The sequence below is a fragment of the Segatella albensis DSM 11370 = JCM 12258 genome (assembly GCF_000426565.1).
Lineage (GTDB): Bacteria > Bacteroidota > Bacteroidia > Bacteroidales > Bacteroidaceae > Prevotella > Prevotella albensis.
The window spans coordinates 26,816-43,310 of the sequence record NZ_KE384541.1 but is presented as its reverse complement, the minus strand read 5'-3'; the positions used below and the strand labels follow the sequence as shown (position 1 = coordinate 43,310).

9 protein-coding genes, 1 tRNA gene and 1 rRNA gene are annotated in these 16,495 nt (G+C 41.5%); 8 read left to right on the top strand and 3 right to left on the bottom strand.

Annotated elements, in window-relative coordinates; all coding sequences use genetic code 11:
- The first annotated feature begins 135 nt into the window (after positions 1–135).
- From rrf to K333_RS0111290, 8 genes are all read left to right on the top strand, one after another.
- Positions 136–248: ribosomal RNA gene (gene rrf / locus K333_RS0111325) — 5S ribosomal RNA — on the top strand.
- Positions 249–712: 464 nt separating this feature from the next.
- Entirely contained in the window at positions 713–1,936 is a 1,224-nt protein-coding gene (locus K333_RS0111320) for a tetratricopeptide repeat protein (protein ID WP_027452716.1), read from the top strand.
- Positions 1,937–1,940: 4 nt separating this feature from the next.
- Positions 1,941–3,290 carry a DEAD/DEAH box helicase gene (locus K333_RS0111315; protein WP_024990657.1) on the top strand — a complete coding sequence of 450 codons (1,350 nt, stop codon included), beginning with the start codon at positions 1,941–1,943 and terminating at the stop codon, positions 3,288–3,290.
- Between the two features lie 145 nt (positions 3,291–3,435).
- Positions 3,436–4,503, top strand: a complete 1,068-nt coding sequence (gene serC, locus K333_RS0111310) for a 3-phosphoserine/phosphohydroxythreonine transaminase (RefSeq protein ID WP_027452715.1) — start codon at positions 3,436–3,438, stop codon at positions 4,501–4,503.
- 61 nt (positions 4,504–4,564) lie between these two features.
- Positions 4,565–5,482 carry an NAD(P)-dependent oxidoreductase gene (locus tag K333_RS0111305; protein WP_024990656.1) on the top strand — a complete coding sequence of 306 codons (918 nt, stop codon included), beginning with the start codon at positions 4,565–4,567 and terminating at the stop codon, positions 5,480–5,482.
- 53 nt (positions 5,483–5,535) lie between these two features.
- Positions 5,536–6,786, top strand: coding sequence for a DUF1015 domain-containing protein (locus K333_RS0111300; RefSeq protein ID WP_024990655.1), 1,251 nt, complete (start codon positions 5,536–5,538; stop codon positions 6,784–6,786).
- A complete protein-coding gene (locus K333_RS0111295; protein WP_024990654.1) occupies positions 6,783–7,373 on the top strand; it encodes a YigZ family protein in 591 nt (196 codons plus the stop codon). The genes K333_RS0111300 and K333_RS0111295 overlap by 4 nt, the downstream gene beginning before the upstream one ends.
- A gap of 73 nt (positions 7,374–7,446) precedes the next feature.
- Positions 7,447–7,535 (top strand) — tRNA-Ser (locus tag K333_RS0111290).
- A 41-nt stretch (positions 7,536–7,576) separates the two neighbouring features.
- On the opposite strand, the gene K333_RS0111285 is transcribed toward K333_RS0111290, so the two are convergent.
- From K333_RS0111285 to K333_RS0111275, 3 genes are read right to left on the bottom strand one after another with little or no spacing between them, the layout of a single operon-like run.
- Entirely contained in the window at positions 7,577–10,525 is a 2,949-nt protein-coding gene (locus K333_RS0111285; protein ID WP_024990653.1) for a PD-(D/E)XK nuclease family protein, read from the bottom strand.
- Complete coding sequence (locus tag K333_RS0111280; RefSeq protein ID WP_024990652.1) at positions 10,522–13,845, bottom strand: UvrD-helicase domain-containing protein; 3,324 nt, start codon at positions 13,843–13,845, stop codon at positions 10,522–10,524. Before K333_RS0111280 ends, K333_RS0111285 begins: the two co-directional genes overlap by 4 nt.
- A gap of 36 nt (positions 13,846–13,881) precedes the next feature.
- Entirely contained in the window at positions 13,882–15,966 is a 2,085-nt protein-coding gene (locus K333_RS0111275; RefSeq protein WP_027452714.1) for a DUF5686 family protein, read from the bottom strand.
- Positions 15,967–16,495 lie beyond the last annotated feature (529 nt).

Below are 16,495 nucleotides of genomic sequence, written 5' to 3'. Positions count from 1 at the left end.
AAGACGGTGACGTCAAAGCCGAGCACTACTAATTGCCCGAAACTTTCTAAAGAGTTTATGCTTTTTGTTGTTGAGTAAAAAGTAGATACAGGTTATTTTATAAGCTGCTTGTGTGCAAGGATGTCATAAGCCATATCAGGTGGTTATTGTGGTGGGGTCCCACCTCTTCCCATTCCGAACAGAGAAGTTAAGCCCACTTACGCCGATGGTACTGCAATGCAATGCGGGAGAGTAGGTAACCGCCTCCTTTTAAATCAAGCCTCGATTACGAAAGTATTCGGGGCTTTTTTCGTTGCCGTACATTGATGTGCTGGTTAAGCCGTAAAGTGATTTGTTGTATCGTTGTTTCGTGTATATATTACGTAAAAAGCCTGCCAGAATGTACAACTGACAGGCTGATATATATCGTTCATATTTTGAGAATTTCCGTGCAACGGGTCGGACGCTTCCAAATTCGAGAATTATGGAACACTATTCGCTCGGATCTGAAAGAATTGTAACTGAATTGATATATAATCCTTATGGTGTTTAACTCTTTTTATATTGCATAATTAAAATTATTTTCTTAACTTTGCCTTGATATATGTATATCATGATGTAAATGTTTTTGGATTTCCAGTCATGTCAGTTTCAATTTTTATTTGGCACAGATTTGAGTTATACTGTTGGATGATTGGAGAGACATTTTAGAAGATAATAAGTAAGAGTAATAATGGATAGGATTTTAACTAAACAAATTTATATATTTTTTTGTGTCTTATTTCTATTAATGGCACCTTGTAGTATTTCGGCTCAGAAGAAGGAAATTTCTGCTGCAGAAGATTTGCTTAAAAAGAATAAGGACATAGAAAAGGTACAGAAATCGATGGAAAGTTTACTTAAAGATTCAAATAATTTAGGTAACACAAAGATCCATGCTCTCTTATTCGAGTCATTGCAAAAACAATATTTACAGGGTAATGAAAAACTATATCTAAAACAAAATTATGACACAACAGCTCTTTTTAATATAGCTCGACAACTTTTTATACGTGGCGAAATTATAGACTCTTTAGAAAGTCGACCAAATAAGAAAGGAAAGATGAAAATAAAATATCGTAAAGATAATTCGCAATTTCTTAATATGATTCGCCCGAATCTTTTTAATGCAGGCATATTTTATATTAGGAAAAATGATTATCGTCAGGCATATGATTTTTTTAATATATATATAGAGTGTGCTAATCATCCATTATTTAGGGAATATAAATATCCACATCGAGACAAGAAATTACCTAACGCAGCATATTGGGCAGTATATTCTTCGTTTAAGCAAAATGATATTCGAGGTACTTTGCGCCATGCATATTGGGCGCTTCAAGATACTGCTCATAATGCTTTTATGTTACAATATTTGGCAGAGACATATCGTTTAGAGCATGACTCTCTTAGGTATTTTAAGTCTCTAAAGGAAGGTTTTGAAAAGTATCCTACATTTCCGTTCTTTTTTCCTAGATTGGTAGAGTATTATGTGAATACTGAACATCAAGATTCAGCGATGATAGTTGTTAATAAGGCTTTAAGTATTAACCCAAATGACCAGATGTATCGTTTTACGAAGAGTACATTGATGCTGAATATGAATAAATATAATGAGTGTATTTCTATATGTGATTCCTTAATTACAGAAAACGATTCATTGGCAGGAGCTTATTATAATGCAGGTTTGGCATATTTTGATCAAGCTGTAAAATTGGACAAAAAGAATCAAATAAATTCAAAAAATAAAACTAAAATGTTTGACCTTTATCGCAAGTCTATGCCTTATCTACAAAAGTTCCAAGCATTGCGTCCTGAGGATAAAACCAAATGGGCTTTGCCATTATATACAATTTATTTAAAACTGAATATGGGTAGAGAGTTTGACGAAATAGATCAAATTTTACGAGATAATTAATAGTATGAATGATATAGATAATATTTTAGAAAAATTGGGTATTCAGTTGAATGCCATGCAATCTGCATCTTTTGACACTATTGCGAATAGACGGAATAATGTTGTTATATTGTCACCTACGGGTTCTGGAAAGACATATGCATATTTATTTCCATTAGTTAAGTTGATTGATGAAAATAACGACAAGTTGCAGGCAGTGGTGATAACACCAGGTCGAGAACTAGCACTTCAATCGTCTACCGTATTAAAGGATATGGGAGCTGGAATACGTTGCTTAGCTTGCTATGGAGGTAGACCAACGATGGAAGAGCATCGTACCATAAAACAGGTAATGCCACAGGTGGTTTTTGGAACACCAGGTCGATTGAATGATCATTTCAGTAAAGGGAATTTATCAACTTATGGAATAAAGTTTATTATAATAGACGAGTTTGATAAGTGTTTGGAGATGGGTTTCCTTGATGAAATGCAATCGCTTATAGGGAAACTGCCAGAGATGGCCCGTCGGATTTTATTGTCCGCTACTGATACTGAAGAAATTTCACATTTTGTAGAGAAGACGATTTCAGGAAAGAAGCAGAAAATAGAGAAGTTAGATTTCAGACAAGAAGGTGAGCAGGTTTCATCCCGTGTAAAGATATATAAGGTGAAATCGCCAGAGAAAGATAAGTTAGAAACATTAGCTCAATTACTTCTTGTGTTGGGTGACGAGAGCAGTATCGTATTTCTGAATCATCGCGATTCTGTAGAGCGAACAGCAGATTTCCTAAAAGATCGCGGATTCTCATTGAGTTATTTCCATGGTGGAATGGAGCAAAAGAAGCGTGAAGACGCATTATATAGTTTTTCCAATGGCAGCGCCAATATTTTTGTAAGTACTGATCTTGCTAGTAGAGGACTTGACATTCCGAATATTGATAATATTATCCATTATCATCTTCCAGAGAGCGAAGACGGATACATTCATCGTGTAGGACGAACAGCAAGATGGGAAAATAAGGGTAGAGCCTACTTCATACTTGGACCGCAAGAAAATATCCCTGAATATGTAGATGCCGAAGTAGAAGATTATGCAGGAATGTTAGACGTAGATTTTGAAGAGTTGAAACCTGCACAACCGAAGATGGCCACAATATATATAGGGAAAGGAAAGAAAGATAAGATCTCGAAAGGTGATATCGTAGGTTATTTATGCAAAAAAGGAGGATTGAAAAGTGATGAGATTGGAAAGATCGATGTGAAAGATCGTTATGCCTATGCAGCAGTAAAACGAGTGAAATTACGCCAAGTATTGCGTCAAGTACAAGGTGAAAAAATAAAAGGAATAAAGACGATTGTGGAAGAGGTAAGATAGAAAACTTCTATCAAAATGCAAGAAAAATGGCAATATTGATAAATTTCTGCTAAAATATTTGTTCATCCCAAATAAAAAGTGTAATTTCGCCGACGTATCTCAATAAAGAGAACATCATACAATTAAAACTTAAATATACATTCAGATGAAGAAGTACAACTTTAATGCAGGTCCATCAATGCTTCCTCGTGAGGTTATTGAGAACACAGCAAAGCAGATTTTGGATTTCAATGGAAGTGGACTTTCTCTTATGGAGATTAGCCACCGAGCAAAAGATTTCCAGCCAGTTGTTGACGAGGCCGTAGCCCTGATCAAGGAATTGTTAGACATTCCTGAGGGTTACTCCGTTATATTCCTGGGTGGTGGTGCCTCCTTGCAGTTCATGCAGATTCCTGCAAACTTCCTGATAAAAAAGGCTGCTTATCTGAATACAGGTACGTGGGCTAAAAAAGCTATGAAAGAGGCTAAGCACTTTGGTGAAGTTGTAGAAGTAGCTTCAAGTGCTGATGACAATTACACATTTATTCCAAAAGATTATAGTGTTCCTGTCGATGCAGACTATCTACATATTACAACAAACAATACAATCTATGGTACAGAAATTCGTAAGGATCTTGATGTAAATGTGCCTTTGATTGCAGATATGAGTTCTGACATTATGAGCCGTCCGGTAGATGTAAGCAAATATAAAGCAATCTATGCAGGAGCTCAGAAAAATATGGCGATGGCTGGTGTTACCGTGATCATAGTAAAAGATGACGAATTAGGTAAGGCACCTCGTGAGATTCCTACGATGCTCGATTATCGTACCCATGTAGAAAAGGGTTCTATGTTTAATACCCCACCAGTAGTTCCTATTTATTCATTATTGGAAACCATGCGCTGGTTAAAAGCACAAGGTGGTGTAAAGGCTATGGACAAGTTAGCTCATGAGCGTGCGAAGATCGTTTACGATGAGATAGATCGTAACAAGTTGTTCCGCGGTACAGTTGCTACGGAGGATCGCTCATTGATGAATCTCTGCTTCGTTATGAACGACGAATACAAAGATTTAGAGAAGCCATTCTTAGATTTTGCTACAGAACGTGGCATGGTAGGTATCAAAGGTCATCGTTCAGTAGGAGGTTTCCGTGCATCATGCTATAATGCTCAGACCATAGAAGGCGTTAACGCTCTAGTTCAGGTTATGAAAGAATTTGAAGCTCAACATTAATTAGAATATTTTAGATAGGGCGGACTTTTGTTCGCCCTATTATCATTTATAATCAAAGACTATGAAAGTATTAGTTGCAACAGAAAAGCCTTTTGCAGCAGCAGCTGTTGAAGGAATCAAGAAAGAAATAGAAAGTGCAGGTAATGAACTTGTGTTGTTAGAGAAGTATACAGAGACAGCTCAGCTTTTGGAGGCTGTTAAAGATGTGGATGCCATGATTGTGCGTTCAGACAAGATAACTCCAGAGGTTCTTGATGCTGCAAAGCAATTAAAAATCGTTGTTCGTGCAGGTGCAGGTTACGATTCTATCGACACAGCATATGCCAAGACCAAGAATGTAGTAGTAGAGAATACCCCAGGTCAGAATGCTAATGCCGTAGCAGAGCTCGTATTTGGCATGCTCGTATATGCCGTACGTAATTTCTTTAACGGAAAAGCCGGTTCTGAGTTGAAAGGCAAGCGTTTAGGTATCCTCGCATTTGGAAATGTAGGTCGTAATGTGGCCCGTATTGCAAAAGGCTTTGGCATGGAAGTAAGCGCATACGATGCGTTCTGTCCAGCAGAAGCAATTGAGGCTGCCGGAGTACGAGCATGCAAGAGCCAAGACGAACTGTTCCAGACCAATGACATTGTAAGTCTTCATATCCCTGCTACTCCAGAAACCATAAAGAGTATAAATTATGCAGCTGTAAATCAGATGCCAAAGAATGCAATCTTGGTAAACACAGCTCGTAAGGAAGTTATCAATGAAGAAGAATTGCTCAAGTTGATGGCAGAGCGCGAAGATCTAAAGTATCTTGCAGATATCAAGCCAGATGCAGATGCAGAATTTACGAAATTCGAAGGTCGTTATTTTGCCACACCTAAGAAGATGGGCGCACAGACAGCCGAGGCCAATGTTAATGCAGGTATTGCGGCAGCCCAGCAGATAAATGCCTTCTTCAAGGACGGATGCACTAAGTTCCAGGTGAACAAGTAATCCGAAGACCATACCATAAAACACACCCAATATAACTTTAATAATCTGATATCATGCCTATTGTAAAACCTTTTAGAGGCGTCCGGCCTCCGAAGCAATATGTCGAGGAGGTAGAGTGTCGCCCTTACGATGTGCTCAATTCCGAGGAAGCCCGTGAAGAAGCTGGTTCCAATGAGAAGAGCCTATACCATGTCATCAGGCCAGAGATAAATTTTGCGCCTGGAACTTCAGAGCATGATCCTCGCGTTTATGAGGAAGCCGCTGCACAGTTTAAGAAATTCCAAGAGAAAGGATGGCTTGTTCAAGATGAAAAAGAACAATACTACATCTATGCACAGACCATGGACGGGAATACACAATACGGTTTGGTAGTAGGGGCTTTTGTAGGTGATTATCTGAATGGAGTAATCAAGAAACACGAGTTGACACGCCGAGATAAGGAAGAGGACAGAATGAAGCACATACGAGTTTGTGATGCAAACATAGAACCCGTATTTTTCGCCTATCCAGATAATTCCGTACTCGACGAATTAATTATGCGCTATACGCAAGAGGCACCCGAGTATGATTTCGTAGCACCGATAGACGGTTTTCGTCATCAACTCTGGCAGGTAAGCGAAGACCGTGATATTGAAACCATCACATCAGAGTTTGCAAAGATGCCATGTCTCTATATAGCCGATGGCCATCATCGTAGTGCCGCGGCAGCTCTTGTGGGAGCCGAGAAGGCAAAGAATAATCCCCTGCATACGGGAAAAGAAGAGTACAACTACTTCATGGCAGTTTGTTTCCAAGCCAGTCAGTTGACGATACTAGACTACAACCGTGTGATAAAGGATTTGAACGGGATGAGTTCGGGACAGTTCCTAACAGCCTTGCAGAAAAATTTCATAGTAGAAAACAAAGGGAAAGAAGAATACAAGCCCAAGCAACTACATGAATTTTCGCTATATATAGACAACAACTGGTACAGCCTTAAGGCCAAGTCAGGAACATATAATGATAGCGATCCAATAGGAGTTTTGGACGTAGACATATCCAGTCGTCTCATTCTTGATGAACTGCTGGGTATTACCGATTTGCGCTCCGACGAGCGTATAGATTTTGTAGGAGGGTTGCGAGGGCTCAAGGAGTTGAAGCATCGTGTAGATTCTGGCGAGATGAGATGTGCCCTAGCATTATATCCTGTAACGATGAGTCAGATTATGAATATAGCCGATAGTGGAAAGATTATGCCACCCAAGGCTACCTGGTTTGAGCCCAAGCTCAGGTCAGGGTTGGTTATCCATAAATTAAGCGAATGATAGACGAATATAAAACAATTAGTGAAAATAAGATTAGCGAGGGATATTATACCGAGAAACGGAGTAAGTTCCTCGCTTTTGCGCATCATGTAGAGACTGTAGACGAAGCCATGGAGATTGTCAAGAATTATCGTAAGAAATATTATGACGCTCGCCATTGTTGTTACGCGTATGTTATTGGTGCAGAGGGAGAAACCTTTCGTGCTAACGATGATGGCGAACCCTCTTCAACGGCAGGCAAACCAATTCTTGGTCAGATCAACTCCCATGACCTTACCAATATCTTGATTGTTGTAATCAGATATTTCGGAGGCGTTAAACTTGGAACAAGTGGACTTATTGTAGCCTATCGTACAGCTGCTGCCGATGCAATAGAAAAGTGCGAGATAGAAACCAGGCAAGTAGAGGAGATCATTAGATACCAGTTTACCTATCCCATGATGAATGACGTTATGCGGATCGTAAAAGAAATGAATCCCAAGATCATAGAACAGAATTTTGACAACACCTGTGAAATCGTCCTCAGCATACGCAAAAGTGAAGCAGAAAACTTATCCAACAGATTAAAGAAACTTTCTTTTGAATAATTTTGCTGTTTCCGAAATATTCATTACTTTTGCATCTGGATTTGAGATTCATTATTCAACTACGATGTCGAATGGAAGTATGGCAGAGTGACCGAATGCGCTGGACTCGAAATCCGGTATACGCCATTTCGCGTATCGGGGGTTTGAATCCCTCTACTTCCGCGAAGAAAGCCTGAATCGTAATAAGTTCAGGCTTTCTTGTTTTATTTTCCACAAAGTTTAGCATACGGACATAAAGCACACCTCTTCGCGTCTTCAGTCGGTTCAAAACGGAGATTCGGATTATAGATATCAGCAAGAAGTTTTTCGATATACTCCTTATATTCGTCAGCATACTGTCTGATGTCCCAAATCTTCTCCTTATTTATCTCGAGAGTAGGGTCATAGTTCTCCTGTCCAGCATGTTGGATGAAGAGCAGTGACGGACTCACCGGAGCATCATCGATATCCAGATGAATATCCTCTCTGACGATATACGAATAGAGCATCGTCTGCAAGAAATAGTCAGTATGGTTCTTCAGGTTCTCACCCGAGAAAATCTCCTCAACAGATTTCACATTCATGCTGTTATTAGCTCCCGTCTTATAGTCGATAACCCTCAGGCGAGGACGCCCATCTTTAAACACCTCATCCAATCGGTCAATGCTACCTCCGAGTTCAATCTGCCTCTTACCATCTTGCGAATCAAACTCAAATTTAGCATACACTCTCTTTTCCAATCCCACGATATTCAGAGGAGCGACATCCATATCGATTTTGATTAACTGTCTGAGATAGTCGATGATAACCTGTCGATTGATATATTGTAAACCATTATATTCAATTTTTGTATTCTGATCCACCTTGAACAAAAGTTCACGGAAAGCATCATCCACGATTCTTTCGATATATTCAGGATGTTTCAGCGTATCCTCGATTTCCCCCTTGGTTACCATGATCGGATTCACTAATTCCACGTCTTTCTCGCCATTAGCATTTACCGTCTCTTGATAATCCTCCGGTTTAGCGAACTTCAGATAATACAGTTGACATGCCCTATGGAAGATGTTACCGAAAGTACGATTATCTACAGCATCCTCATCTTCGTCCACATTCTCCTTGATGTCAGCGATATATCGATAAAAGAATTGCTGTTGACAGGCGATATATCTGTTGAGCGCAGTAGGCGACAATTTCTTAAAACTGTTCAAACGCCCCATTACCGTCTCATCCTTTTCGATACTCTGCATTCTCTTCATGACAGGCATCTGCTTAGCCACCAGATTTTCACGTTTCACCGGATGCTTACTTTCAACCATAAGTTGTAACATAAAACGAGACATCTCACCCGTCTGTCCATCGTTGGTAGAATTATTGTAAGTCAGCGTGATGTCACTAGCTCGTTGCAGAAGTCGGTTAAAATAATAAGCATAGATAGCCACTTTATGATCGACCGTAGTCAAGTCGTAAGCCTTACGAATGTTATAAGGAATAAACGAAGCATCGTTCACCCCCTTAGGCATATTACCCTCGTTGCACGACAATACCAGCACATGGTCAAAATCCAAGTTACGCGTCTCCAGTACACCCATGATCTGAATGCCCACAGCCGGTTCTCCATGGAAAGGAATTGTCGTAGAATCCACCAACTGTTTGATCAGCTTCTGATACGTGTTTATGTCAACATCCAAGTCACCAGCCTCTATCAACCCCGCCAAACGGTTGATGAGCGTATACATTCTGAATAGCGATTCTTGGAACAACGGATCTTTCCCGTCGATGACTTTATCCTTAAGCATTCTATGATAGTTTATTCCGATCATCTTCAGCACGCTCAGAATCCAATGCGTCATACAACCTATAGAACCATCTAATTCCGAGAAGAGTATTTTCAAAGCCTCGTCGCTTACGATACAATCATCCGATTTATATTCATAACAATCCCTTGAACTAAGATAGAAACGCTTATACGTATTCAGATTCTCCAGAACCGAAGCTATACCGCCACTAATATATTGTGCGAAGGGGTGGTGTAGAATCATATTAACCCAATGCAATCGGAACCGTCCGGAGTCTGCCTTATACCCTTGAGTCTGTAAAGCTATCATCTGTTCCACCAACGAACTTACAGGAGTCTGTGCGAGAGGGAAACCCGTTGTGATGTTCACCTTTTCCACTTCAGGTGGCAGACAGTGGATAACCGTTGGCAGCAGACTCTCATCAGCCATGACGATAGCCGTGCGTCGTCCTGCATTTATTCTGTCGCCCGTTCTGAGCCAGTCACTAATATATCTTGCCTGGATATTCTCCGTAGAAGCCGAAATATAGGTAATATCTTTATCCTTAGACATATTATTATATATCCGACCATTGCTGATATTCAATTCATTAGGATAATACTTCAGATATTGTGCGATATAATGACCAGCCTCATTATCCTTCATATAATATTTGTCGAAATCCCAGTAGAATTTAGCCTTTCCCTCTTTCATTAGGCGGTCACAAAGACGTAATTCCACCTTCTGCATCATGTTGAAGCCCACGAAGAGATAAGTATCATATCTGAGGTCTAGTTCATTCTTTTCCACCACTTTACGATATAGTGCTCCCTCATAAGCCAAGTTTTGTGCACTCAGTCGTTCGTTGAAGCGCTCATAGATATCCCCAAAGTGCGACCAAAGTTGTAAGAATCTCTTTTTTAATTCTGTATTTTGGTCATCGCTAAAGTTGGCGAAAAACCTTTTCAAGATTTTCTTCTGTTCATCACTTAGAAACGAGATATCGTCAAACTCATGGATATCCTTCAAGTTGGCGAACACAAGTTTAGCATCAGCCAAATTCTTGTCGATATCGTCAAAGTCAGTAATCATCAACTGCCCCCAACCATAAAACTTATCCAGCGATTCATCACGGCCAGTACATTCGATATAAGTCTTATACAAGTCACAAACCAACTTTATTGGGTCAGCTACGTTGACCTTGCTCTGTTGTCGGAACAAGTCACTAATAGTAATATAAGTAGGACTCCAAAGCGGTTTGTTGACTAATCGTGCCAAAGCATCATTCATAAAGAGCGAAGCACGCTTGTTTGGGAACACCACAGCGATATGACTGAGATCGTTTCCGTATTTTTCGATAATATCCTGAGCAACGTATTCTAAAAAAGTCTTCATTTCACTTCCTCGATTTTATTATTCTTTACGAACCATAGATAACCTTTCACATTCTTATGGCCCATTTTCTGTAGTAGATACATATACACCCTAACCTGATCAAAATATTCCGGATGCATATTACCGAATTTAAAGTCTACCACGACCATCTCATTTCCGTCTGTCATCACACGGTCTGGTCGGCGCTCTACCAACTCATTGCTTACAGGGTCGATATGCAAGATCGTACACTCATTAAAGAGTTTCCATCTTCCGGAGAACCAGTCCTTTACTATAGGATTATCAAACTTCCTCTTCAGGTCAGTTCTCAACTTCTCAGGGTCGATACTGTCATCATAAAGTATACCCTCGGTTTCCATATCCGACAACACCCTGTCCACGTCCTCGATGGTATTGATCGTAGAGAATATGGTATGCATCACATTGCCTTCGTTGATATAGCTCATCCTCTGCATAGCCTCTTCATCCTCACTCTCTACAAATTCTGTACTCTTGTTACTCTGTCTGAAGTCGACGATATTCTTGAAACTCTGAATGTTAACATATCTCTTCTTTACCGGTAACTCAAAGACATTCTGCGTATTCTCCTTATCCACCTCGTCGCTCAAAGCCAGCGAACCATACGAGAAGGCCAGAGCCTCCTCCTTGACATCACCTTCCACCCCCTTGAGCTTAGAATCCGGCAGCATATCTCGTAAACAGTCCAGACTCTGCTCGATGATGAAATCACGATGACTATCCGTGTTGCCTCGCATACCGTATACAAACAGATTCTTTCCGGCACGCGTGAAGGCCACGTAGAGCAAGTTCATGTTGTCGACAACCGACTGCACACTTTCCTCCACATAATCTTTCTCGTAGATAGACCCCATCATCTTCGGTCTGCTGAAGTCGACAGGAACCAATGGCATCTTACTATACGGCTCCTCCTTAGGTGAACACCATAGTGTATCTCTGCCCGTGATATCCCAGTCACAGAACGGAACGATGACATGGTCAAACTCCAAACCCTTACTCTTGTGAATTGTAAGTATTCTGACGCCATTCACATCATCACTCTGTATCGTCTTTTCATGAATCGAGTTCTCCCATTCCCTCAAGAAATGGTCGATATCCGGCGTTTGTTCCTGCTGATAATCGTTCAGCGCATCATAGAAAGCACACACATAAGCACTTTGCTTCTCAAGTTTTCTCAGTTCGAAGAGTTCATAGATATATTCCACGAGGTCGACCAACGGCATACCCTTCAACTTATCCAGGTGATGGATGAAAGCCTCAGGCAATTGTCTGTCGAGGTTCTCCTCTTTTCGTTTTTCTGCCAATGTCCGTTGTTCAGTCCAGTTCAGAGCAGCATCTGTTTCCTCCTTGGCAACGAGAATCTGCGTATCACTCTTCCCATCACCCACAATCAACCTCTGATAAGCCTTGACAAGACTCGCCTTAGCTAATCTATCGTCAGGGTGGATGATCAGATGCAGCGCATCGATGATGATATTCACGGCTTGCGAAGCGTCCAGACGGAAAGCCTCGTCACTAACCAACTTCACACTAGGATGATATCTCATGAAATAATTACCGATATCCTCGATATCCTTGTTACCTCTTACGAGGATTGCGATATCTTTCTCCTTGGCGCCCAGTTCTTTGAGCCACAAAACGCGAGCCACGATTTCTTCCAGCGTATTCTCCCTATAATCTTTATTCTTAGGCAAGAGTCTTACTTCAACTTTTCCGATAGACTCCCGATTTTCAGGAACCAACTGCTTCACGTCTTCGTAAGCCTTTCTCATTTCCTCAGCCTTTCCGGCATCAATTTTCGTTAAGTTGTTATATTCCAAACCGGAAGCAATACCAAAGAACGCATTATTAAATTCGATGATGTTCCTTTCCGAACGGAAGTTCTTTGCAAGACTCTGCGCCTCGATCATATTCTCATGAAACTGGTTCTCGATACCATTGAGAAGACGCCAGTCGCCCGACCTCCAACGATAAATACTCTGTTTCACGTCTCCCACGATAAGATTCCTTATCGGTCCGTCCTCCTTTAGATTCTCTTCATCGCTACCATGCGACATTGTCTCTTCAAGGAGCACTTTGAAGTTCTTCCATTGTATCACACTCGTGTCCTGAAACTCATCGATCATGATATGCTCCAGTCGAGCGCCGATTTTCTCGAAGATGAAAGGCGAATCACTTTCCTCGATGAGCGAGTAGAGTAGCGTCTGTGTATCGCTCAGCAAGAACCTGTTAGCCTCATTATTACTTAGGTTCACACGTCGTTTGATGTCACCCAACAGGCGCAACTGGTTCAGATTCTTTATCGTCAGTTCGGCCGATTTATAATCCCTTACCCATTTAGGGCGTTTGTTTTCGATGGATTTCAGCAAATCCCAGAGCGAATCTACCACCAAGTCATAAGCCGCGTTCCCCGGGTTAGCATCCTTCTTGTTTACCCAGTTCTCCGGTGCATCAAGACATTTCTGCACGGTAGCGTTCACCAACTTCTGTTCATCTAGGAAGTCACCCTTCCTCAGTTTGTTGAAGTACGAAGCGATGCCCCTGTCCTTACCCTTGAAATTCTCCACGGTAAGGCCATTCTCGTCCAACCTCTCAAAGAACATATCGCCCATCTCCGTGAGCTTATCCAGCGCGTTCTTCCGAGTTTTACGCATCTCCCCGATGAAGTCCTTAAAGAAATCCTTATCCTGCATCAATTTCTCCAATTCTTCCGCATGCTGTTTATAAGCATCCTTGAAGATATTTCTTCCGAAACGCTTGATCTGTCCAATCACATTCCAGTTTTGGTCATCCTTGATTTTTTCCTGAATATATTCGATAATCCAGAACATCACCCTGCTCTTATCATCGAGTTCCTCGATCATATCATCCACAGCCTGCTCCATCACCTGGGTATCATTCAGTCCGATGCGCAGATTTGCCGTCAAGTCAAGTTCACGAGCCAAATTACGGAGAACGGTCTGAAAGAAAGCATCAATCGTTTCCACTTTAAAATCATTAAAGTTGTGCAACAGATTACTCAAGGCCGTCCCCGCACGCTTCTTCACCTCACCCCTCGAGAGATGAGTCATCTCCATGACCACATTCAGATAATCCTCCGAGTCGGCCAATCCATTAGCGATGCCATAAAGTTTGCTCAATATTCGCATCTTCATTTCCTCGGTAGCCTTATTTGTAAAGGTCACGGCCAAGATGTTACGATACGAAGTTGGGTTCTGTATCACCAGCGAAATATATTGTGTGGCAAGAGTAAAAGTCTTACCCGAACCAGCGCTTGCACGAAATACAGTTAAAGGTTTCATTCTCAATATTTTATATATATGTTACAACCAGAAAAGTTACCAGTTGTTGAAAAGTTCTAAAGAAATACGTGCGCCGACGCCCTCGAAATGATGAGAACTCCAACCTGTGAAGAACCCCACCGAGAAGGCACGGTTGGTAAAGCCATAACCCACCTCGACATACGGTTTCAGATTTTCCACGGCAAGCGCGCTCACATACACTCTTTCCTTCTCGAGAACCTGTCCTACCACAGGAATCCACGACAAGAAGAGCAACGGCGACTCATAAGTAGCATTACCCCTCACATAATATTTTGACGAATTATACCAATGCGAGTTCAGTAATTCAAATTCCCCCGACCACTCATCTCCCCATCCGTTAGGGATATAATTCTCGTGGAAGTTGTTATAGTCCAGGAAATACGCATCCTTGTCCTGGTTAGTATAAAACCCCAGTCCGGCTCTCATCTTCAATGTCCTCATCGTCGACAACTTCAGGATATTCTGCACATCCATTTCCCATTTCTCATAACTCTGGTCGCTGCCACAGAACCCCTTGAAACTGCGCTCATAGTTGGCCGTGAAGAAAGCTCCCTTGTTGCCTTGCGGGCGATATTGAACCTGCAGATAAGGCGCACACGACGTGTAGACATGCGGTTTACCCATCTTGATGAATCCCTGGGGATATACAGCTGTGCGCCTGTGCGAGATAATACCACCCTGCAATCCCAATCGGTCGGCCACCACATCATAGTTTACCGAAACCCTCAGGTTCATATCCTTGAAATAATCCAAGTTCATCTGCGCCCAGTTGACCGTATCTTTATGATGTTCCTCCCTGATGCGTTCCAGCACCTCAGAGCTATTGATGCGATAACCATTACCGAAGTCCATCCGCACATATCCATTCCTTCTCTTGTTGAAATTGAAGAGCAACGGAATCGAGAAATACATCTGTCGCCATTTAAACGAATACATACTCTTTATTCTGAGCGACAGATCACGGTTGGGCGTAAACGAATAATTGCCCCTCAGGTCGAGCATATACACCAATCCTTTACGGTTAGAGTAACTGAAATACATGGGGTTGAAGATCGGACCGATCTTCAGTTGCCCCTGGTTCTGACTTCCCAGATTCGTATGAATTCTGTTCATCAAATTGTCTCCGATCACATCCCAGAGCACATATTTCACCCAATTTTTCTTGTTCGCTTTTCCCGCTATCGAGTCAGCCACATATTTTCTCTGTGCCGCTGCCTCTTCCACATCATTTATCGAGTCATATACAGCCAGAATCTCCTTTTCCTCCTTTTTCAGAGGCATCGGTCGCACGATAGACATCAGCGCACGGTCATGGCTCTCCACCATATCCCCAGGCATCACATAGTCCATGTCGTAGACCGAAGAGAAATATGCCATCATCTTGTTGCCTAATACCGAAATTTTGGCGCTGATGTCGCACGTCTTAGGCAGAAGCGACCTTCGTCCCTCCTTGCCCATAGTGCCGTCGAGGATAAAATGAATCATATCATACTCTCCCTCGAAATGGAATCTGTCCATCCTTCCCGTAGCATTGTCGATGTCCATCCATCCAGCCACCAACTGCGTATTTTTAAGAATCGGTTTGACGTAGAATCGGGTCATCGTCCTACTGTGAGCCACGCTGTGAAATCTGTAGTAACGCTTATTCTGTTCAACGAGCGGCGACAAGATGCAGCGTCGGAACATCTCGGTAGAGTAGAAGTCGGGTTGCAAGAACTCCATCATCACGGGCAACGTCTCATGATTGTTGTAAACCGTACTCATGCTCAGTACCCGTCGCGTTTTCATCTTGTTTCTCGAATAGAAGACGATATGATTATATTGCTCCCCGAAATAGTCACGTTTTCCATCCCTGAAGAGATAAAACATGGTAGGGATGGCGACGAGAGCCACGTTTCGCTTCTTGATGCTGATACGGTATTTCGTATATGTATAAGAGACGAGCGAGTCCTTGTCGTCGATGATGCCGATCATTTTCGGGTAATCGAAAGCACGCTGCAATATCTTGGCATCATATCTTGGTCGTGCTACCACGTTCAGAGCAGACCACACATACAACACCAATACGAATAGATATCGATAAGCATACTTTTTCGGCATTCGTATTTGATTTACAACACAAATGCAAATATACAAAAACTTTATAGGATTGATTCAGGAATCAGGAATTTTTTTTTTAAATTAAAAATGGTCTTATCCTAATATATTAGGATAAGACCATTTTCTTTTGTATAGCAGAATATTTTATTTTTCCTGATTTCTTTTAGCCTCGAGAGCCATTCTGCGATCGTTCATCATTTTACTGAAACGAGATGAAATCTGAGATTCATGCTCGTAGTTAAATGTCAATGTAGAGTCCATAGTTTTTGTATATATTATTAATTTGGACTGCAAATATAAAGTATGCTTATCGATTAGCCACAATTTTTATCGTAATAAAATCGATTGTGATGATGTTTTTTGATTTATGTCAAAATAATTAGTATGTTTTTGCTACTATGTGTGGCATTATTCCTCCTCCGAGGGTACGCTCCGCGACCCCCGGTTATCTCAGAGGTATCCCCTCCGGGGAATACGTGCAAGCACCGCTCCGTGTATGGCCTCTATGGCATCCTTCTAGGGTATACAC

Bases quoted from the DNA above. Each gene is read 5' to 3' on its own strand.
- K333_RS0111295 (WP_024990654.1), top strand. From the start codon at position 6,783: ATGATAGACGAATATAAAACAATTAGTGAAAATAAGATTAGCGAGGGA.
- K333_RS0111320 (WP_027452716.1), top strand. From the start codon at position 713: ATGGATAGGATTTTAACTAAACAAATTTATATATTTTTTTGTGTCTTA.
- K333_RS0111315 (WP_024990657.1), top strand. From the start codon at position 1,941: ATGAATGATATAGATAATATTTTAGAAAAATTGGGTATTCAGTTGAAT.
- K333_RS0111275 (WP_027452714.1), bottom strand. From the start codon at position 15,966: ATGCCGAAAAAGTATGCTTATCGATATCTATTCGTATTGGTGTTGTAT.
- serC (WP_027452715.1), top strand. From the start codon at position 3,436: ATGAAGAAGTACAACTTTAATGCAGGTCCATCAATGCTTCCTCGTGAG.
- K333_RS0111305 (WP_024990656.1), top strand. From the start codon at position 4,565: ATGAAAGTATTAGTTGCAACAGAAAAGCCTTTTGCAGCAGCAGCTGTT.
- K333_RS0111285 (WP_024990653.1), bottom strand. From the start codon at position 10,525: ATGAAGACTTTTTTAGAATACGTTGCTCAGGATATTATCGAAAAATAC.
- K333_RS0111300 (WP_024990655.1), top strand. From the start codon at position 5,536: ATGCCTATTGTAAAACCTTTTAGAGGCGTCCGGCCTCCGAAGCAATAT.
- K333_RS0111280 (WP_024990652.1), bottom strand. From the start codon at position 13,845: ATGAAACCTTTAACTGTATTTCGTGCAAGCGCTGGTTCGGGTAAGACT.